The organism is Pseudomonas sp. SB113 (genome assembly GCF_040754745.1).
In the GTDB taxonomy this organism is placed as follows: domain Bacteria; phylum Pseudomonadota; class Gammaproteobacteria; order Pseudomonadales; family Pseudomonadaceae; genus Aquipseudomonas; species Aquipseudomonas grimontii.
In genome coordinates this window covers 106,428-125,806 of the sequence record NZ_JBFMHW010000012.1, presented here as the reverse complement: position 1 = coordinate 125,806, position 19,379 = coordinate 106,428, and the positions used below count along the sequence as shown (strand labels likewise).

Here is a 19,379-nt window from a genome sequence, read left to right as displayed (position 1 = left end):
GGTTGATATGGATCAGCATTGACCCAGATCAGCAGAGTCTAGCGCTCAAGCCAGATAAGGGAGGCAAAACGTCCGGTGCGAGGGCTGCGCCGGTACGAAAAGAAGCGTGGGTCGGTCACGGTACAGAAGCCACCACCATAAACAGCGGTGATGCCGCGCGCTGCAAGGCGCAGGCGTGCCAACTGATAGATGTCGGCCATGAACTTGCCGGGATTGCGGCTTGGCACAAAGGCTTCGGCAGTTGTCGGCAGTTGCTGCATGAAGGCTTCACGCACTTCCGGGCCGACTTCGAAGGCTTGCGGGCCGATCGCCGGGCCCAGCCAGACCAGTACGTCGGCAGGCTCGGCATCCAGGCGTTCAAAAGCGGCTTCCAACACACCAGCCGCCAGCCCACGCCAACCGGCATGGGCTGCGGCGACCCGCGTGCCGACACGATTGCAGAACAATGCGGGCAAGCAATCGGCGGTCATCGCGGTGCAGGCAATGCCGGGGGTGCTGGTCCAGCTGCCATCGGCTTCAGCCACGCGGCCAGGGTCGGCCTCGACCACGGCCACACCATGGACCTGGCTCAACCAGGCCGGCTGAATATCGAAGGCTTCGGTAAGACGACGGCGATTCTCAAGGACGGCCTCAAGGCTGTCCTCGACGTGATCGCCCAAGTTGAGACTGTCGAACGGCGCCAGACTGACACCGCCCGTACGGGTAGTCACACAGGCTTTCACCCCGACAGGCGCGGGCCAGTCAGGAATCAGCCAGTCATTCATCCGACAAACGCCTCGCGATCCTGCTTGAGCAGCGACAGCAGCCAGACAAAATCGTCTGGAAGCGGCGATTCCCAGCTCATGCGCTTACCGCTCGTCGGATGGTCCAGTTCCAGGAAACGTGCATGCAACGCCTGGCGCGGGAACGTCTTGAGCGACTCGACCATGGTCTGGCTCGCCGCTGGAGGAATGCGGAAACGGCCACCGTAGGCAGGATCGCCCACCAACGGGAAGTTGATGTGGGCCATATGCACACGAATCTGGTGGGTACGACCGGTTTCCAGCTTGACCCGCACATGGGTGTGGGAACGGAAACGCTCGAGCACACGGTAGTGGCTCACCGCCTGCTTACCGCCTTCCATCACCGCCATACGCTGGCGCTGCTGGCCGTGGCGACCGATCGGGGCGTTGATCTTGCCACCCGCCACGACCACGCCGATCACGATGCATTCGTAGATACGGCTGACGCTGCGGCTCTGCAATTGCGTAACCAGTTGCGTCTGCGCCTGAATGGTCTTGGCCACCACCATCAAGCCGGTGGTGTCCTTGTCCAGACGGTGCACGATGCCGCAACGCGGTACGTTGATAATGTCGGGGATGTGGTGCAACAGGGCATTGAGCAAGGTGCCATCAGCGTGCCCGGCCGCCGGGTGAACCACCAGGCCTGCGGGTTTGTTGATGACCAGGATGTCGTCGTCTTCATAGACGATGTCCAGCTCGATGTCCTGTGCGACCCATTCTCCCTGGGCTTCCTGCTCGGCAGTCAGCTCAAGAATCGCACCGCCATGGACTGTGTCTCGCGGGCGGATAACCGCTCCATCCACAGTCAGGCGGCCGTCTTTGATCCAGGCGGAAAGGCGCGAGCGCGAGTGCTCAGCGAATAATTGTGCGGCGACTTGATCGAGGCGTTGGCCGCCCAATTCGGACGGCACCTCTGCGCGAAGTTCAATTTTATCGGACATGCTCAGACTAGGCGTGGCACAGCCTTTGGTTTCGGCTGCGCGCTTGTGGTTAAATACGGCGTCTTTTGCCCCGAGGCTTTCAACGGGGCGCTCATCATAACAGGACGGCCCCGCCCAAGACAGCGGCCGTCATAGGGACGCAAGCCGCCATGCAAGTGAAACACCTGCTGCTGATCGCCATCCTCGCCATGACTGCTGCTTGCTCGTCAACAAAGGAAGTCGTCGACGAAAACCTGAGCGAAGTCGAGCTGTACCAACTGGCACAGAAAGACTTGGACAATAATAGCTACACCAGCGCCACAGCGAAGCTGAAGGCACTGGAGTCGCGCTATCCGTTCGGGCGCTACGCCGACCAGGCCCAGCTTGAGCTGATCTATGCCAACTACAAGAACGCCGAACCGGAAGCTGCCAAGTCCGCCGCCGAGCGTTTCATCCGCCTGCACCCGCAACACCCGAACGTCGACTATGCCTACTATTTGAAGGGCCTGACCTCGTTCGACCAGGATGTTGGCCTGCTGGCGCGCTTCCTGCCGCTGGACATGACCAAGCGTGACCCGGGCGCTGCCCGCGACTCCTACAACGAGTTCGCCCAGCTGACCAGCCGCTACCCAAACAGCCGTTACGCGCCGGACGCCAAGCAGCGCATGATCTACCTGCGCAACCTGCTGGCTTCCTACGAAATCCACGTGGCCCACTACTACCTGACGCGTCAGGCGTATGTAGCGGCCGCCAACCGTGGTCGTTATGTCGTAGAAAACTTCCAGGAAACCCCTTCGGTGGGTGACGGCCTGGCGGTGATGACCGAGGCTTACCAGCGTCTGCACCTGGACGAGCTGGCCACCACCAGCCTGGAAACCCTGAAGCTCAACTACCCTGATCACCCGAGCCTCAAAGACGGCCAGTTCGTGCCTCAGGTTGCCGAAGCGGACAACCGTTCGTGGCTGAGCAAGTACACCCTGGGCCTGATCGAGTCGCGCCCACCGTTGCCGCCGGGCGAAACCCGCGCCAACCAGGACGTGATGAAGCAATTCCAGGATGCCAAGGAAGCCATTCCTTCGGACCTCAAGCCGCACGACGAGAACGGCGACGTGATCGAAGAGGAAGAGCCACAGGCCCTGGGCAACAACCAGGACCGCTCGTGGTTCAGCTATATGACCTTCGGCGTGTTCGACTGAGTCTGCCGACGCAACGCAAAAAAGGAGCCCCTCGGGGCTCCTTTTTTATGGGTAGGCATTATTGCGCTGTGCGCCTGCCACGTCCTTGGCTAAACTGGCGCATTACTTATCGAGAAACCGCCCATCATGCTTCGTCTTCTGTTCTGGATTGCCGTTATTGCTGCCGCGGTATGGTTCTGGCGCAAATTCAAAAGCCCGACCGCCAGGCAACAACGCACCAGCGAGCCCGGTGCGGCATTGATGGTGCGTTGTGCACACTGCGGCGTGCACTTGCCACAGGATCGCGCCTTAAGTTCGCGCGAGGAGTGGTATTGCACCCAGGCGCATCTGGAGCAAGGACCGAAGTCTATCCAGCGTTGATCCGACCTTCGGGCGCATAGGGTGCCGGGTCGATAATCGGCGCACGCTCCAGTAGCAAATCGGCAAATAACTGACACGATGCCGGGGCCAGGACCAGCCCGTTGCGGTAATGCCCGCAGTTGAGCCACAGCCCGTTGAGGCCGGGTACCCGGCCGATGTAGGGAATGCCTTCCGGCGAACCGGGCCGCAGACCGGCCCAATGCCCCACCACTTCAGCGTCGGCCAGGGCGGGAATCAATTCCACAGCCGAGGCCTTGAGGCTTTCCAGCGCAGTTTCGGTGGGCGTCTTGTCGAACCCCTCATGTTCCAGGGTGCTGCCGATGAGGATGTGGCCGTCGCGCCGGGGGATCGCATAACGCCCTTTGGCCAGGACCATGCTCGACAGAAAGTCCGAGGCGCATTTGTACAAAATCATCTGCCCCTTGACCGGCTCCACCGGCAGCGCCAGGCCCAACGTACCGAGCAACTCGCCGCTCCACGCCCCCGCTGCGAGCACCACCTGATCCCCCAGAATCGGCCCCTCGGCCGTATCCACGCCCACTACATTGCCGCCATCCAGGATAAAACCGGTCACTTCGCACTGTTCGTGAACGGTCACGGCAGGCAGAGCCAATAGCGCGGCCTTCAGGGATTTGACCAGGCGCGGGTTGCGCACGTTGGCCACGTTGGCCATATAGATCGCCTGGGAATACCCACGCCCCAAGACAGGAACCGCATCATGGGCGGCAGACACATCCACTTTGCTCAGAGGCCGGCCTTCACGAGCGGCCCACTCCAGCGCCTCGGTTTCGTCGTCCAGGTCCAGCCAGTACAAGCCCGTGGTATGAACCTCCGGGTCGACACCGGTGGCGGCAAACAGCCGCTCAGCCAATTGCGGATAAAAATCCTGGGACCAATGGGCCAACGCTGTGACCGCCGGGCTATAGCGCCACGGATACAGTGGCGAAACAATGCCTCCGCCCGCCCATGACGACTCCTGCCCGACACCGGCGCGCTCCAACAGGATCACAGCCTGCCCCTGGGTCGCCAGGTTGAACGCCGTCAACAAGCCGATGACTCCGCCACCGACAATCACCACTTGCTGTTGCTTAGCCATCATTTGATCCAGTCGATAAATAGGAACAAGCGCACCGGGCGCCCAATCATCCAGCACCCTCATCATTGACCCCAGCATGCCTGGCGCGACATTTCGGGGGCCGCCCCCGGATTGCCACGCGCACCGCTGCTGCCCAAGCTGAAGTCACCGCAAGGGTCACCGGCCATCGTCGAATCAGCACCCGGCGTAGCGACCAGGTAGAAATCCTGAGGGTTCAACGCTGCGGTGATTCTATAGCGATCATTGCCCGTACTGACGCCGCTGGCGTCAATAAAAGTGCCGTTCCTCATATAAAACCGCTCCAGGTGCTGAGCTTGCTCAGTCAACAGCGCGACAATTTCCGCGCGATAGACCTTTTTCACATGGCCGGTGTACCCGGGGTAAGCGATTCCGGCCAGAAACGCGATAATCGCCACGGCGATCAATAGCTCGATCAGGGTAAAACCCTGGCTGTCCATGCCCATTCCATTGCTCCTTATTGAAGTTGCCGCCACGAAACCCGCCGAAAACGCGAGCCACTTTCCTCCTCTACCCGCACATACACGCTCTCCAAAACTGTGCGCGATTGGCCACTGAGCCCGACCGCTGTCACCCGGTACAACGTTGCCAGGCTTTGCGGTGGCACATGCGGCAGCCCTACGCCAGGACCCAGGGATTGGATACCGTAGAGCCCACCCTTGATGGCAACCCAGTTAACCGATGACACCGGATTGGTACCGGCGCCCACCACCGAAGACGCCTCATCCGGTGGCCCACAGGCGACGATCGAATGGCATTGCGGCAGAGCAGCCCCCTTTCGCCTCACACCTTGCTCTCCCAGCCTCAAACCACTTTCTGCGGTTTGCAGCGACTGGTTGCGATGCCACAGGCTAGCGGCGATCTTTTGCTGGCTTACAGCCCCCTGTATCGAAGACAGGCCGATCAACGACAACAGCAGCAAAAACACCAGGCTTATCAGCAGGACCATCCCCCTCTGCCGCAGAAAAACACCCTGAGCAAGCACCATGTCCGCCCTACCCCACACGGTTTCGCAACGCCGCCACGACGCTGTAGGTTTGATCTTTTACACGTCCCGTCGGGTCTTGCAGCGTCATGCGGATGCGTACGCTGCGGATCAAGGATGCATCGGTTGGGATGGCGTCATAGCGCACAACCTGTGCTGATGCCGGCCTGGCAGCCACGCCGAAACTGACATCGAAAGCACGTACGTTATCCACCAACACAGTCCTGGCCGGCGCGGCAAGCGTGCTGACCTTCAACTGGCCCGCCTCGAAGGTGTAGGTCAGTTGCCGAATCGCAAAACGAATCTGCCCAGGAGCAGGCGAAGGTGAGTTACCTGCATAGGCTTGAGCGGTAGAAGTGCAGTCGGAGAGCACTGTCCAATCAGGCTTGCCACCCCCTACGCCGACATCGGTAGTGACCAGCGTCAGCGACTTTGAACTGCCCCCGGCATTCCAACTGACAGGTCTTTCAAAGGCGGGCGGGGCGTTCTCGATAAAGGCCGTGGCCAAGCAGCCAAACATACCCGCCTGGCGAATGTCCTGAATCATCTTGCCCAGCACAAACCGCGCATCATCCTGCAGCAACATGGCCGCCTGCTGGCTGGCGTGGGTCGTGCGGGAGCTGATCAGCACCTGACTCCCACCAAGCACCAGCACCAAACCAACGGCCAGGGCCAGCAACAATTCCACCAGGCTGAAACCTCTACCCCGATGCTTCATTGCGTCACCCCAGGTTCATTGTCGATGCGACTGGTCAGGGTGAAGGTTTCCCGCGCGCCAGGCATGTTTGCACCCCGGCTGTCATCCCAACTGATACTGACAGTTACTTCATCTGCACTGACCGCCACCGAGCCTTTGGCGCTCTCCCCGGCAAAACCGCGAATATTGGCCTCGAAATCATGCAGGTCCTGGTCACGTACGCTGGTGGTCGTGGTACCGACCGGCGCCCGAGCGCCACGGAGCAATGAGTAGTCGGCACCGGAATTGGCGCGAATTCGGTCGAGCATATCGTAGGCGATGAAACTGGCCTGGCTGGTCATCCTCGAACTGTCGGTGTACTTGAGGGCGTTGAGTTGGAGCGTCACCGCGCCTAACAGGCCGACGGCGAGAATCAGCACCGCCACCAGCACTTCGATCAACGTCATGCCGATTTGGTACCGAGGAAAAGTCGGGGGGAAACAGGTTTTCAGGCAAACAAGCATTACCGGCGTCATCCGTGTCGAAGGCCGAAAAAAAGCAGGAAAACCCTGCGGGGCGACCCAAGACTAGCGGCGGTTTTTATCCGGCGCTGGTCACGGAACAAAGGGAAATACTTTGGACATAAAGGCCATCATTCGACACTCCGAGCCGGACGCTATACCTATGTCTCAACCTGCTATCTACGCACGTCCACGGAGGGACGGCCTATGGAACAACGAGGTTTCACCCTGATCGAACTGCTGCTCGGGCTGATCGTGAGCGGCATCCTGGCGCACCTGGCCACACCCAACTTCATGGGACTGCTGGAGTCACAGCAGCAACAAAGCGCGGCGCAATCACTGACGAACGGGCTTCGCTTCGCACGCACTGAAGCCATCACGCGTAACCGAGCGGTGGTCATCCACGCACTGGACGATGACTGGAGCCAGGGTTGGCGGGTCGTATTGGATGTAAGCGGGCGCGGCCATCTGGACGACGACAACCCGGTGTTACTGGAGCGCCAGGGCAGCGGTCGCGTAGCGATAGTCGGAAATGGACCGGTCAAAAGCCAGGTACGCTTCAGCGGGCTGGGAGAGCCGGTATTTGCTGGGGGAGGTTTTCGTGCTGGCACTGTACACATATGCGCCACGGACTCGGTACAGAGCCTGCACCAGGTGGTGCTGGCGCCCAGTGGACGCATCAGCCTGCGCAGCGATAGAACCGAACAGGCGTTGTGCCGGAGTTACTCCGGCACCCTGGCATTCAGAGCAGCGAGCGAACCCGCAGCTCCTTGGGCATGGAGAAAGTGATGTTCTCTTCACGACCGGCCAACTCATCGGCGCCCGTAGCCCCCCACGCATGCAACTGCTGGATGACGCCGCGCACCAGGACTTCCGGGGCCGAAGCGCCCGCCGTGATGCCAATACGCTCGACGCCATCGAACCAGCTGCGCTGCATATCTTCAGCACCGTCGATCAGGTACGCCGGTGTAGCCATGCGTTCGGCCAACTCGCGCAAACGGTTGGAGTTGGAGCTGTTAGGGCTGCCGACCACCAGCACTACATCGCATTCATCGGCCAGTTGCTTGACTGCATCCTGGCGGTTTTGGGTGGCATAGCAGATGTCGTCCTTGCGTGGCCCGCCGATGGCAGGGAAGCGGCTGCGCAGCGCGTCGATGACGCGGCTGGTGTCGTCCATGGACAAGGTGGTCTGGGTCACGAACGCCAAACGCTCAGGGTTGTGCACATGCAAGCTGGCGACGTCTTTTTCGTCTTCCACAAGGTAGATGGCGCCACCATTGCTGCCGTCGTATTGGCCCATGGTGCCTTCGACTTCCGGGTGCCCGGCATGGCCGATCAGGATGCATTCACGACCGTCACGGCTGTAGCGCGCGACTTCGATATGTACCTTGGTAACCAGCGGACAGGTGGCGTCGAATACTTTCAGGCCGCGCCCAGCCGCTTCGGTCCGCACGGCCTGGGAAACACCGTGGGCGCTGAAGATAACGATAACGTCGTCCGGCACCTGCTCCAGCTCTTCGACAAAGATGGCGCCACGTGCACGCAGGTCTTCGACCACGAACTTGTTGTGGACGACTTCATGGCGCACATAAATCGGCGGCCCGAAGACTTCCAGGGCGCGGTTGACGATTTCGATCGCCCGGTCCACGCCGGCGCAGAAGCCACGGGGGTTGGCGAGTTTGATTTGCATGCTGTGCCTCGTGTCTGGCGCTTGGGTCAGAGTTGATGCTTCTGAACTGACAATAGAGATCGAAGGTGGGAGGGGCTTGCCCCCTCCCACACTAGCCCGCTCCCACATTTTAGATCGGGGCGTTGATCAAAGTGCTTTAACGTCGATGATTTCAACGTCGAACGTCAAGGTTTTACCGGCCAACGGGTGATTGAAGTCGATGGTCACTTGCGCGTCATCGAAGGTTTTGACCACACCGGGCAGCTCGGTATTCGCCGCATCGTTGAAAATCACCAGCAAGCCTTCCGACAGGTCCATGTCCTGGAACTGCGAACGCGGGATGATCTGCACGTTTTGCGGGTTGGGCTGGCCGAAAGCGTTTTCCGGCAGGATCTGCAGGTTGCGCTTGTCGCCGGCCTTGAAACCGAACAGGGCCGCTTCGAAACCCGGCAGCAGGTTGCCGTCGCCGACCTTGAAGGTCGCCGGGGCTTTGTCGAACGTGCTGTCGACCGTGTCGCCATTCTCCAGGCGCAGTGCGAAATGCAAGGTGACTTCCGTGTTCTGGCCGATGCGTTGCTCAGCCAATACCTGATCAGTCATTGACGGTCTCTCCGGTTTTCTTACTTTTGAACATGTCCAGCGCCAGCATGATTGCGCCGACGGTGATGGCGCTGTCGGCAAAATTGAACGCCGGGAAGTAATGGCGGTTCTGCCAATGCACCAGGATGAAGTCGATCACATGGCCCAGGGCAATGCGGTCGTACAGGTTGCCCAGCGCGCCGCCCAGCACCAAGGCCAAGGCGATGGCCAGCCAGGTGTCATCGCGGCCCAGGCGCTTGAGCCAGACCACGAGCACCGCACTGACCACCACGGCGATCAGGGCGAACAGCCAGCGCTGCCAGCCACCACCGTCAGCCAGGAAGCTGAAAGCGGCGCCGGTGTTATAGGCCAGGGTCCAGCTGAAATAATCCGGGATCACCACGATTTGCTGGAACATTTCCAGGGAGCCCTCGAAGTGAGCCTTGCTGACCTGGTCGATGACCAGGACCAGCACGCTCAGTACGAGCCAGCCCAGACGTCCGAAACGACTGGCGGCATTAGGCATAGTGGCGAACCTCGCCTTCACCGGAGATGTTGTCGACGCAACGACCGCAGATTTCCGGATGCTCAGGGTTCACCCCGACGTCTTCACGGCAGTGCCAGCAGCGGGCGCACTTAGGGAAGGCCGACTTGACCACTTTGAGCTTGAGGCCCGGTACTTCGGTGGCCACGGCGTCCACCGGTGCCTGGGCAAACGGTGCCAGGCTCGCAGTGGACGTGATCAACACGAAGCGCAGCTCGTTGCTCAGCTTGGTCAGGTCGGCAGTCAGGCCTTCCTCCGCAAACAGGGTGACTTCGGCCTGGAGGTTGCCACCGACGGCCTTGGCCGCACGCTGAACTTCCAGCTCCTTGTTCACCGCAACCTTGACGGCCATGACGCCTTCCCAGTACTCGCGGCCCAGTTCGAAGTCGGCCGGCAGTTCGGTCAAGCCTTCGTACCAGGTGTTAAGCATGACGGACTCGTTACGCTCGCCCGGCAGGTATTCCCACAGTTCGTCGGCGGTGAAGGCCAGGATCGGGGCGATCCAGCGCACCAGCGCTTCGGAGATATGGTACAGCGCGGTCTGCGCCGAACGGCGGGCCTTGCTGTTCGCGCCGGTGGTGTACTGGCGGTCCTTGATGATGTCGAGGTAGAAACCACCCAGTTCCTGCACGCAGAAGTTGTGGATCTTCGAGTACACGTTCCAGAAGCGGTATTCGCCGTAGTGCTCTTGCAACTCGCGCTGCAGCAACAGGGTACGGTCCACGGCCCAACGGTCCAGGGCGAGCATGTCCTCGGCCGGCAGGATATCGGTGGCCGGGTTGAAACCAGTCAGGTTCGACAGCAGGAAGCGCGCGGTATTACGGATACGGCGGTAGGCATCGGCGCTACGGGCCAGGATCTGGTCCGACACAGCGATCTCGCCCGAGTAGTCGGTCGAGGCCACCCACAGGCGCATGATGTCGGCGCCCAGCGTGTCGTTGATCTTTTTCGGCTCGATCACGTTCTTCAGCGACTTGGACATCTTGCGGCCCGTCTCATCGACGGTGAAGCCGTGGGTCAGCAGCTCGCGGTACGGGGCGTGGTCGTCGATGGCGCAACCGGTCAGCAACGAGGAATGGAACCAGCCACGGTGTTGGTCGGAGCCTTCCAGGTACAGGTCGGCACGTGGGCCGGTCTCGTGTCCCATTGGGTGCGAGCCGCGCAGTACGTGCCAATGGGTGGTGCCCGAGTCGAACCACACGTCGAGGGTGTCGCTGATCTTGTCGTACAGCGGTGCTTCGTCGCCCAGCAGCTCGGCGGCGTCCAGCTTGAACCAGGCTTCGATGCCTTCCTGTTCAACACGCTGGGCCACCACTTCCATCAGCTCGACGGTGCGTGGGTGCAGCTCGCCGCTTTCCTTGTTAAGGAAGAACGGGATCGGCACACCCCAGTTGCGTTGACGGGAGATGCACCAGTCCGGACGGTTGGCGATCATCGAGTGCAGGCGCGCCTGGCCCCAGGCCGGGACGAACTTGGTGTCTTCGATGGCCTTGAGCGAGCGCACACGCAGGGTGTCGCCGCTGGTTGGCGCTTTGTCCATGCCGATGAACCACTGCGCCGTGGCACGGTAGATCAGCGGAGTCTTGTGGCGCCAGCAGTGCATGTAGCTGTGCTTGATGGTGTCGGTTTGCATCAGCGCACCGACTTCACGCAGCTTGTCGATGATCGGCTGGTCGGCCTTGAAGATGAACTGGCCGCCGAAGAACTCCAACGAAGGCACATAAACGCCATTGCTTTGCACCGGGTTGATGATGTCATCGTTGACCAGGCCGTACTTCTTGCAGATCACAAAGTCGTCCACGCCATAGGCGGGCGAGCAGTGAACCACGCCAGTACCCGAACCCAATTCAACGTAGTCAGCCAGGTACACCGGCGACAGACGCTCATAGAACGGATGACGGAAGTTGATCAGCTCCAGCGCGGAACCGGTGGTGGTGGCGATCACCGAACCTTGCAGTTCGTAGCGAGCGAGGCACGCTTCGACCATTTCCTCGGCGAGCACCAGCAGGCGATCACCGACGTCCACCAGGGCGTAGGTGAATTCCGGGTGCACGTTCAGCGCCTGGTTGGCGGGGATAGTCCACGGGGTGGTGGTCCAGATCACGATGGCAGCCGGTTTGCTCAGGCTTGCCAGGCCGAACGCCTGGGCCAGCTTGGCGTCGTCGGCAATCGGGAAGGCTACGTCGATGGTGGAAGACTTCTTGTCTTCGTATTCGACTTCCGCTTCAGCCAGGGCCGAGCCGCAATCGAAGCACCAGTTCACGGGCTTGAGGCCCTTGAACACGAAACCGCCCTTGACGATTTCGGCCAAGGCACGGATTTCACCGGCCTCGTTCTTGAAGTTCATGGTTTTGTAGGGGTTGTCCCACTCGCCCAGCACACCCAGGCGGATGAACTCGGACTTCTGCCCTTCGATCTGCTCGGCAGCGTAGGCACGGCACAGTTCGCGGGTTTTATCGGCGCCCAGGTTCTTGCCGTAGGTCACTTCGACCTTGTGTTCGATCGGCAGGCCGTGACAGTCCCAGCCCGGGACATAAGGCGCATCGAAGCCCGAAAGGGTTTTCGAGCGCAGGATCATGTCCTTGAGAATCTTGTTCAGCGCATGACCGATGTGAATCGTGCCGTTGGCATAAGGAGGGCCGTCGTGCAGGACGAATTTCGGACGATCCTTGCCAATTTCGCGCAACTTTCCGTACAGGCCAATACTGTCCCAGCGCTGCAGGATCTGCGGTTCGCGCTGTGGCAGGCCGGCCTTCATTGGGAAGGCGGTGTCCGGAAGGTTTAGCGTGGCTTTATAGTCGGTCATTTAAGGCTCTTCGGTTAGCGATGGGCGCTAGGTGCGGCTAGTGCACGGGCGGCGGCGACATCCGCATTGATCGCCGTTTTCAACGCCTCAAGCGAGGCGAAACGCTGCTCTTCACGCAGCTTCTGGTGGAAAACCACCGTCAAACGCCGGTCATACAGATCACCGGCAAAATCCAAAAGGTGAACTTCCAGGTGGGCCTTGCCATCACCTGCAACCGTGGGTCTGACGCCTATATTGGCGACTCCCGACCACGGCTGGCCGTCAATGTCGACACTCACCAGGTAAACCCCGGTCAGCGGTACACGACGGCGCTTGAGTTGCACGTTGGCGGTTGGCGTGCCCAGTTGGCGCGCCAGCTTCTGGCCATGCAATACCCGCCCGGCAATGCGGAACGGGCGACCGAGCAAGCGCTCGGCCAAGGCGAAGTCGGCAGCGGCCAGGGCGTTACGCACCTGGGTGCTGCTCACGCGCAGGCCATCGAGTTCGACGGTTTGTGCGGCTTCGACGGTAAACCCCTGCTGGATACCAGCCTGTTGCAGGAAATCGAAATCGCCTACGCGGTCGCACCCGAAACGGAAGTCGTCGCCGACCTCCAGGTGCTGTACGCCGAGACCATCGACGAGGATACGATCAACGAACTCGGCGGCACTGAGACTCTGCAAACGCTGGTTGAAAGCCAGGCAGAGGACTCGGTCCACACCTTCTTCAGCCAGCAGTTGCAGTTTGTCCCGCAAGCGGGCCAGACGTGCCGGCGCCGTTTCCGGGGTGAAATATTCCCGCGGCTGTGGCTCAAAAATCACCACGCAGCTAGGTACGTCCAACTCGACCGCACGCTCGCGCAGCCGGGCCAGGATAGCCTGGTGGCCACGGTGAACACCGTCAAAGTTGCCAATAGTGGCGACGCAGCCCCGATGTTCAGGGCGCAGGTTGTGGAGACCTCGAACCAGCTGCATAACGCGCTTCTTGCTCATAAAGTGGTCGATTATAACCACACCCGGCCCCGGACGACAGGCAACAGCGCAGGGCAAATGGATCGAATCGATAAAACAACCGTTTTATCGCGGCAAACTCTCTAACTCAATGACTTGCGATTGAAATCCCGCAGGCGGAAGCCTTGTAGCAGCAACATCCCGAAGTACACCACCACACCGGCCACAACCAGAGCGCCCAGGCGCATGAAGCGCTCCAGCATATGACCTTCATCCCAGGCAGGCATGAAATGCATCAGGCCGAGCAGTACCGCCGACATCATTGCAACGGCCACCAGCAACTTGAGGGCGAACATGCCCCAGCCAGGCTGAGGCTGGAACATCTGTTGTTTGCGCAACTGATAAAACAGCAGGCCGGCATTAATGCACGCACCAGCACTGATGGCCAGGGCCAGGCCGGCGTGGGCCAGCGGGCCGATAAACACCAGGTTGAGCAGTTGCGTGACGATCAGGGTGAAGATCGCGATCTTTACCGGCGTGCGGATGTTTTGCTGGGCATAAAAACCAGGCGCCAGCACCTTGATCACGATAATGCCGAGCAGGCCGACGGAATAAGCCACCAGCGCATGCTGGGTCATCAACGCATCATGTGCATCGAATTGCCCGTATTGGAACAGCGACACTGTCAGCGGCTCGGCCAGGATCCCCAAGGCCAGTGCGCACGGCAATACCAGGACGAAGCACAGGCGCAGCCCCCAATCGAGGATGCGCGAGTATTCCTGGCGATCCTTGCTGGCATAGGTGCGCGCCAGCGTCGGCAGCAAAATGGTGCCGAGGGCCACGCCCAGCACACCGGACGGTAACTCCATGAGGCGGTCCGCGTAATACATCCATGACACCGAGCCGGATACCAGCAGCGAGGCGAACGCGGTGTTGATGATCAGGGAAATCTGGCTCACCGATACGCCAAGGATCGCCGGCAGCATATTGCGCATCACGCGCCAGACGCCGGTGTCCTTGAGGTTCAGGCGCGGCAATACGAGCATGCCGATCTTTTTCAGGTGCGGCAGTTGGTAGAGCAACTGCGCCAGGCCACCGGCCAGTACGGCCCAGCCAAGGGCCATGACCGGCGGATCGAAGTAAGGGGTCAGGAACAGCGCAAAGATAATCATGCTGACGTTAAGCAGCGTCGGCACGAACGCCGGTACCGAGAAACGGTTCCAGGTGTTGAGGATCGCACCCGCCAGGGATGACAGCGAGATCAGAAATATATAAGGAAAGGTCACCCGCAACAGATCAGTGGTCAGCGCGAATTTTTCCGGGGTATTGGCAAAACCCGGCGCCGTGGCCCATATCACCCAAGGCGCGGCGAACATGCCGACGATGGTCACCAGCATCAACACCAGGGTGAGCAGGCCCGAGACGTAGGCGATGAAAGTACGGGTCGCCTCCTCCCCCTGCTGGGTCTTGTACTCGGCCAGAATTGGCACGAACGCCTGGGAAAATGCGCCCTCGGCAAAGATCCGCCGCAGCAGGTTCGGCAGTTTAAACGCAATAAAGAACGCATCCGTGGCCATGCTCGCGCCAAAAATACGCGCCAGCAGGGTGTCACGCACAAACCCCAAAACCCGGGAGATCATCGTGATAGAGCTGACGGCAGCCAACGATTTGAGCAGATTCATTGAAAGAGTTTGCGCCTATAGATAAAGAGCAGGCGAACTAAGCGCCCACTTATGCGATACTGCGCGCCTGCAACAGCACAGCGCCAAAGCTCGCGAGTTTACAGGTCAAGCGCCGGAAATAAATCACCCGCCTCTTCAGATCGACCACTCAGCAGTTCGCATCAGCCGGCCTTGACAACACATCAAGTCATCGGCATGATTCGCGGCCTATTTTGTTTGCTATTTCCTAAAAAGTCTTTCGAGGAGCTCGACGGTGGCCAACACACCTTCCGCCAAAAAACGTGCAAAACAGGCTGAGAAGCGTCGCAGCCACAACGCCAGCCTGCGTTCAATGGTTCGTACCTACATCAAGAATGTAGTTAAAGCCATCGACACCAAAGACGCTGAAAAAGCTCAAGCAGCTTACGTTCTGGCTGTGCCAGTTATCGACCGTATGGCCGATAAAGGCATCATCCACAAGAACAAGGCCGCTCGTCATAAGAGCCGCCTGAATGGCCACATCAAGGCTCTGAGCGTTCCTGCTGCAGCCTAAGTGGTAGCAACTGCAACGCAACCCCGGTTGCGAAACAGTTAAGAAATGCCCCATACCGAAAGGTCTGGGGCATTTTTGTTTGTGCCTGAAAAACACCACTACTCCCACATTTTCAGACCCAAAAAAACGCCCCGAACCAGTCGGGGCGTTTTTGCTACCACTTGATCAAAACATCAATCAATGGTGATGACCGCCTTCACCGTGGACATGACCGTGGGCCACTTCTTCCTGGGAAGCGTCGCGGATGGCAACGATCTTCACTTGGAAGTTCAGGCGCTGGCCAGCCAGAGGGTGGTTGCCGTCGACGGTGACATCGTCGCCGTCCAGGTCACGGATGGTGACGATCTGCATTTGACCGTCCGGCGCGGAAGCGTGGAACTGCATGCCCACTTCCAACTCATCAACACCTTCGAACATGCTGCGGCTCAGGGTGCTGACCAGCTCGGCGGAGTATTCGCCGTAGGCATCTTCAGGTTCTACGGACACTTTCAGCTCATCGCCGACAGCCTTGCCTTCCAGAGCCTTTTCCAGGCCTGGGATGATGTTACCCGCGCCTTGCAGGTAGACCAGCGGCGCGCCGCCGGCTGAGCTGTCGATGACCTCACCAGCGTCGTTGGTCAGGGTATAGTCGATGGAGACAGCCTTGTTAGCGGCGATCGTCATGGGGCGAGACCTTTTGCATAAGAATGAAGAACGGACAAGTCTAAACAAGGATTTGCCCGAAAGCGAACAGAACCCGGACGGACGGGGCCGATCAACGGCATCCTTGATCATCGGTTTCCACCAGGACGAGGAGGGTCACTGGGTTGCCGCGCTGTCTTGCGGCCATACCCAGCACCTGCGCCACCTGCCGCCGTGGCAGTCGCGCGCCTGGGTACTCGACGCCGCGCAGCGCCTGGAAAAAATAGGTCAGCCCTTTGCCTGCGGCTGGTGTGCGCAAGCGCCCGAATAACGATAACCTTGGCGCCTGATTCCCGGTAGACACTCAACCATAGAGCGCCACCGAAGCCATGCACCTCCAGAGAATTCGCATGCAGACTTTTTTTATCGCGCCCACCGATTTTGGTGTGGGTCTGACCTCCATCAGCCTTGGGCTGGTGCGCACCCTTGAGCGAGCCGGCCTGAAAGTCGGTTTTTTCAAGCCGATTGCCCAGCCACATCCTGGCGATACCGGCCCCGAGCGTTCCACCGAGCTGGTGGCTCGCACCCATGGCCTCAAGCCGCCACAGCCCCTAGGCCTAGCTCACGTGGAGCGGATGCTCGGCGACGGCCAGCTCGACGAACTGCTCGAAGAAATCATCACCCTTTATCAGCAAGCCGCCGTGGGCAAGGACGTGCTGATCGTCGAAGGCATGGTACCGACCCGCAGCGCCAGCTATGCGGCACGGGTCAACCTGCACCTGGCCAAGAGCCTGGATGCGGAAGTGATCCTGGTCTCGGCCCCGGAAAACGAAGTGCTCACCGAACTCTCCGGCCGCGTGGAACTGCAGGCCCAGCTGTTCGGCGGGCCGAAAGACCCGAAAGTGCTCGGTGTGATCCTGAACAAGGTGCGCACCGACGAAAGCATGGAAGCCTTCTCGGCACGCCTCAAGGAGCATTCGCCCTTGCTGCGCAGCGGCGATTTCCGCCTGCTCGGGTGCATTCCTTACCAGCCGGAACTCAACGCCCCTCGCACCCGCGACGTGGCCGACCTGATGGGCGCGCAGATCCTCAACGCAGGCGACTACGAAACCCGGCGCATGACCAAGATCATCATCTGCGCCCGCACCATGCGTAACACCGTGGAACTGCTCAAGCCCGGCGTGCTGGTGGTGACCCCTGGCGACCGTGACGACATCATCCTCGCCGTCAGCCTGGCCGCGATCAACGGCGTGCCCCTGGCCGGCCTGCTGCTGACCAGCGATACCCTGCCCGACCCGCGCATCATGGATCTGTGCCGCGGCGCGTTCCAGGCCGGGTTGCCGGTGCTGTCGGTAAGTACCGGTTCCTACGAAACCGCCAACCTGCTCAACAACCTCAACAAGGAAATCCCGATCGATGACCGCGAGCGCGCGGAGATCATCACCGATTTCGTCGCCAGCCACCTCGATGCGCGCTGGCTGCACCAGCGCTGCGGCACGCCACGGGAGATGCGCCTGTCGCCGGCGGTGTTCCGCTACCAGTTGATCCAACGCGCCCAGGCCGCCAACAAACGCATTGTGCTGCCCGAGGGCAGTGAGCCGCTGACCGTGCAAGCCGCCGCCATCTGCCAGGCGCGGGGTATCGCGCGCTGCGTGCTGCTGGCCAAGCCGGCTGACGTGGAAGCCGTCGCGCGCGCCCAAGGCATCGAATTACCCGAGGGCCTGGAGATTCTCGACCCGGACCTGATTCGCCAGCGCTACGTGGAGCCCATGGTCGCCCTGCGCAAGAGCAAGAGCCTGAATGCGCCGATGGCCGAGCAGCAACTGGAAGACACCGTGGTGATCGCCACCATGATGCTCGCACTGGATGAAGTGGACGGCTTGGTCTCCGGGGTTATCCACTCCACCGCCAACACCATTCGCCCGGCCCTGCAGCTGATCAAGACCGCGCCGGGCTGCACCCTGGTGTCGTCGGTGTTCTTCATGCTGTTCCCCGAGCAGGTGCTGGTCTACGGCGACTGCGTGATGAACCCACACCCAAGCGCCGCCGAGCTGGCGGAAATCGCCTTGCAAAGCGCCGACTCGGCCGCCGCCTTCGGTATCACCCCCCGCGTGGCGATGATCAGCTACTCCAGTGGCGATTCAGCCAGCGGTGAAGAAGTGGAAAAAGTCCGCGAAGCCACCCTGCTCGCTCACGAACAGCAAAGCTCGCTGCTGATCGACGGCCCGTTGCAATACGACGCCGCCGCCAACGAAACCGTCGCCCGTCAACTGGCCCCCGACAGCCTGGTCGCCGGCAAAGCCACTGTGTTTGTGTTCCCGGACCTGAACACCGGCAATACCACCCACAAGGCCGTGCAACGCAGTGCCGATTGCGTCAGCCTGGGGCCGATGCTCCAAGGCCTGCGCAAACCGGTCAACGACCTGCCACGCGGCGCCCAGGTCGACGACATCGTGTACACCATCGCACTGACTGCGATCCAAGCCGCCAACCGACCTATGGATATCTAAATGCTGGATTTTCTACCTGCCGCCGTGCGCGGGGTGATCGCGTCCTTGTTGCTGGCGCTGAACACGATCCTGCTGTGCTCATTCCTGTTCATCGTGGCGCTGTTCAAGGCCCTGCCCTTCGCCAAGCGCTTCAGCGAATGGCTGATGAACCACACCCATGAAGCCTGGGTCACCAACAACAAGGGTTGGATGAACCTGGTGCGCAGCACCCGTTGGCACCTTAAAGGCCTTGAAGGCCTGGACTACCAGCATTCGTACCTGGTGACCAGCAACCACCAGAGCTGGGTTGACATCATGGTCCTGCAATACGTGCTCAATCGACGCATTCGCCCGCTGAAGTTCTTCCTCAAGCAGGAGTTGATCTGGGTGCCGGTGATTGGCTTGGCGTGGTGGGCGCTGGGCTTTCCCTTCATGAAGCGCTACACCAAGGCCTACCTGGAAAAACACCCGGAGAAGAAAGGCAAAGACTTGGAAACCACCCGCAAGACCTGTGCGAAGTTTCGCGACAATCCGGTGGGGATTTTCAACTTTGCCGAAGGCACGCGCTTTACGCCGGACAAGCACGCACAGCAGAAGTCGCCGTTTCGCTACCTGCTCAAGCCCAAGGCGGGTGGTATCGCGTTTGTGCTGGACGCCATGGGGGAACAGCTGAAATCACTGGTCAACGTGACCATTCACTACCCTGGCGGACGCCCAGGGTATTGGGATTTGCTGTGCGGGAACGTGCAGGACGTGGTGGTGCAGTTTGAAGAGGTGCAGATTCCGACCGAGTTTATCGGTAAGAATTATGAACAGGATGGGGAATATCGGTTGGCGTTCCAGGGGTGGATTAACCAACTGTGGGAAGCCAAGGATGCGTTGCTGGACAAGCTGCACACAGACTTCCCAGGCAAACGATGACCAAAATGTGGGAGGGGGCAAGCCCCCTCCCACATTTGACCGAGCCCGATCTT

Annotated in this window: 21 protein-coding genes; 7 read left to right on the top strand and 14 right to left on the bottom strand. The window is 60.4% G+C overall.

Going from position 1 to position 19,379, the window contains the following annotated elements; genetic code table 11:
* Window positions 1-38 precede the first annotated feature (38 nt).
* Both pgeF and rluD read right to left on the bottom strand, forming a co-directional pair.
* Entirely contained in the window at window positions 39-764 is a 726-nt protein-coding gene (pgeF, locus tag AB1462_RS17530) for a peptidoglycan editing factor PgeF (RefSeq protein WP_259192548.1), read from the bottom strand.
* Window positions 761-1,723: a 23S rRNA pseudouridine(1911/1915/1917) synthase RluD gene (gene rluD, locus AB1462_RS17525; RefSeq protein WP_090409564.1), complete on the bottom strand. Its 963-nt coding sequence runs from the start codon at window positions 1,721-1,723 to the stop codon at window positions 761-763. The genes pgeF and rluD overlap by 4 nt, the downstream gene beginning before the upstream one ends.
* A 149-nt stretch (window positions 1,724-1,872) precedes the next feature.
* Between rluD and AB1462_RS17520 the strand changes: the two genes are divergently transcribed.
* Window positions 1,873-2,898, top strand: coding sequence for an outer membrane protein assembly factor BamD (locus AB1462_RS17520; protein WP_090409566.1), 1,026 nt, complete (start codon window positions 1,873-1,875; stop codon window positions 2,896-2,898).
* A gap of 126 nt (window positions 2,899-3,024) precedes the next feature.
* On the top strand, window positions 3,025-3,258 hold the full coding sequence (locus AB1462_RS17515; RefSeq protein ID WP_090409568.1) for a PP0621 family protein: 234 nt from the start codon (window positions 3,025-3,027) through the stop codon (window positions 3,256-3,258).
* On the opposite strand, the gene thiO is transcribed toward AB1462_RS17515, so the two are convergent.
* The 5 genes from thiO to pilV form a co-directional block, all read right to left on the bottom strand.
* The gene (gene thiO, locus AB1462_RS17510) at window positions 3,245-4,354 is read right to left on the bottom strand and encodes a glycine oxidase ThiO (protein ID WP_090409570.1); all 1,110 of its coding nucleotides are present in this window, start codon (window positions 4,352-4,354) and stop codon (window positions 3,245-3,247) included. The genes AB1462_RS17515 and thiO overlap by 14 nt on opposite strands.
* 62 nt (window positions 4,355-4,416) lie before the next feature.
* Complete coding sequence (locus AB1462_RS17505) at window positions 4,417-4,818, bottom strand: type IV pilin protein (RefSeq protein WP_090409572.1); 402 nt, start codon at window positions 4,816-4,818, stop codon at window positions 4,417-4,419.
* Window positions 4,819-4,829: 11 nt separating this feature from the next.
* Window positions 4,830-5,360, bottom strand: a complete 531-nt coding sequence (locus AB1462_RS17500) for a PilX N-terminal domain-containing pilus assembly protein (RefSeq protein ID WP_259192555.1) — start codon at window positions 5,358-5,360, stop codon at window positions 4,830-4,832.
* Window positions 5,361-5,367: 7 nt separating this feature from the next.
* Entirely contained in the window at window positions 5,368-6,075 is a 708-nt protein-coding gene (locus AB1462_RS17495; protein WP_367247473.1) for a prepilin-type N-terminal cleavage/methylation domain-containing protein, read from the bottom strand.
* The gene (pilV, locus tag AB1462_RS17490) at window positions 6,072-6,557 is read right to left on the bottom strand and encodes a type IV pilus modification protein PilV (RefSeq protein ID WP_259192556.1); all 486 of its coding nucleotides are present in this window, start codon (window positions 6,555-6,557) and stop codon (window positions 6,072-6,074) included. Before pilV ends, AB1462_RS17495 begins: the two co-directional genes overlap by 4 nt.
* 204 nt (window positions 6,558-6,761) lie before the next feature.
* On the opposite strand from pilV, the gene AB1462_RS17485 reads away from it, so the two are divergent.
* The gene (locus AB1462_RS17485; protein WP_315337490.1) at window positions 6,762-7,343 is read left to right on the top strand and encodes a GspH/FimT family pseudopilin; all 582 of its coding nucleotides are present in this window, start codon (window positions 6,762-6,764) and stop codon (window positions 7,341-7,343) included.
* Here the strand turns inward: AB1462_RS17485 and ispH are convergent.
* The 6 genes from ispH to murJ all read right to left on the bottom strand — a co-directional run bounded on the left by ispH (window position 7,297) and on the right by murJ (window position 14,763).
* A complete protein-coding gene (ispH, locus tag AB1462_RS17480) occupies window positions 7,297-8,244 on the bottom strand; it encodes a 4-hydroxy-3-methylbut-2-enyl diphosphate reductase (protein ID WP_090409581.1) in 948 nt (315 codons plus the stop codon). The genes AB1462_RS17485 and ispH overlap by 47 nt on opposite strands.
* A 126-nt stretch (window positions 8,245-8,370) precedes the next feature.
* Window positions 8,371-8,808 (bottom strand): FKBP-type peptidyl-prolyl cis-trans isomerase, encoded by a 438-nt coding sequence (gene fkpB / locus AB1462_RS17475; protein WP_186731498.1) that lies wholly within the window; start codon window positions 8,806-8,808, stop codon window positions 8,371-8,373.
* A 7-nt stretch (window positions 8,809-8,815) separates the two neighbouring features.
* Window positions 8,816-9,328 carry a signal peptidase II gene (gene lspA, locus AB1462_RS17470; protein ID WP_027606854.1) on the bottom strand — a complete coding sequence of 171 codons (513 nt, stop codon included), beginning with the start codon at window positions 9,326-9,328 and terminating at the stop codon, window positions 8,816-8,818.
* A complete protein-coding gene (gene ileS / locus AB1462_RS17465; RefSeq protein WP_367247471.1) occupies window positions 9,321-12,152 on the bottom strand; it encodes an isoleucine--tRNA ligase in 2,832 nt (943 codons plus the stop codon). Before ileS ends, lspA begins: the two co-directional genes overlap by 8 nt.
* Before the next feature lie 14 nt (window positions 12,153-12,166).
* Complete coding sequence (gene ribF / locus AB1462_RS17460) at window positions 12,167-13,105, bottom strand: bifunctional riboflavin kinase/FAD synthetase (RefSeq protein WP_167361135.1); 939 nt, start codon at window positions 13,103-13,105, stop codon at window positions 12,167-12,169.
* 119 nt (window positions 13,106-13,224) lie between these two features.
* Window positions 13,225-14,763, bottom strand: coding sequence for a murein biosynthesis integral membrane protein MurJ (gene murJ, locus AB1462_RS17455; protein WP_367247469.1), 1,539 nt, complete (start codon window positions 14,761-14,763; stop codon window positions 13,225-13,227).
* Between the two features lie 253 nt (window positions 14,764-15,016).
* Here murJ and rpsT point away from each other — a divergent pair, with 253 nt between their 5' ends.
* Window positions 15,017-15,295, top strand: coding sequence for a 30S ribosomal protein S20 (gene rpsT / locus AB1462_RS17450; protein ID WP_003188401.1), 279 nt, complete (start codon window positions 15,017-15,019; stop codon window positions 15,293-15,295).
* Between the two features lie 177 nt (window positions 15,296-15,472).
* On the opposite strand, the gene AB1462_RS17445 is transcribed toward rpsT, so the two are convergent.
* The gene (locus AB1462_RS17445; protein WP_090409593.1) at window positions 15,473-15,958 is read right to left on the bottom strand and encodes a peptidylprolyl isomerase; all 486 of its coding nucleotides are present in this window, start codon (window positions 15,956-15,958) and stop codon (window positions 15,473-15,475) included.
* Here AB1462_RS17445 and AB1462_RS17440 point away from each other — a divergent pair.
* The 3 genes from AB1462_RS17440 (at window position 15,957) to AB1462_RS17430 (ending at window position 19,326) form a co-directional block, all read left to right on the top strand.
* The gene (locus AB1462_RS17440) at window positions 15,957-16,247 is read left to right on the top strand and encodes a DUF3565 domain-containing protein (protein ID WP_315337482.1); all 291 of its coding nucleotides are present in this window, start codon (window positions 15,957-15,959) and stop codon (window positions 16,245-16,247) included. The genes AB1462_RS17445 and AB1462_RS17440 overlap by 2 nt on opposite strands.
* A gap of 79 nt (window positions 16,248-16,326) precedes the next feature.
* Window positions 16,327-18,426 (top strand): phosphate acetyltransferase, encoded by a 2,100-nt coding sequence (gene pta / locus AB1462_RS17435; protein WP_065924069.1) that lies wholly within the window; start codon window positions 16,327-16,329, stop codon window positions 18,424-18,426.
* The gene (locus tag AB1462_RS17430; protein ID WP_090409597.1) at window positions 18,427-19,326 is read left to right on the top strand and encodes an acyltransferase; all 900 of its coding nucleotides are present in this window, start codon (window positions 18,427-18,429) and stop codon (window positions 19,324-19,326) included.
* The last annotated feature ends 53 nt before the right edge of the window (window positions 19,327-19,379 follow it).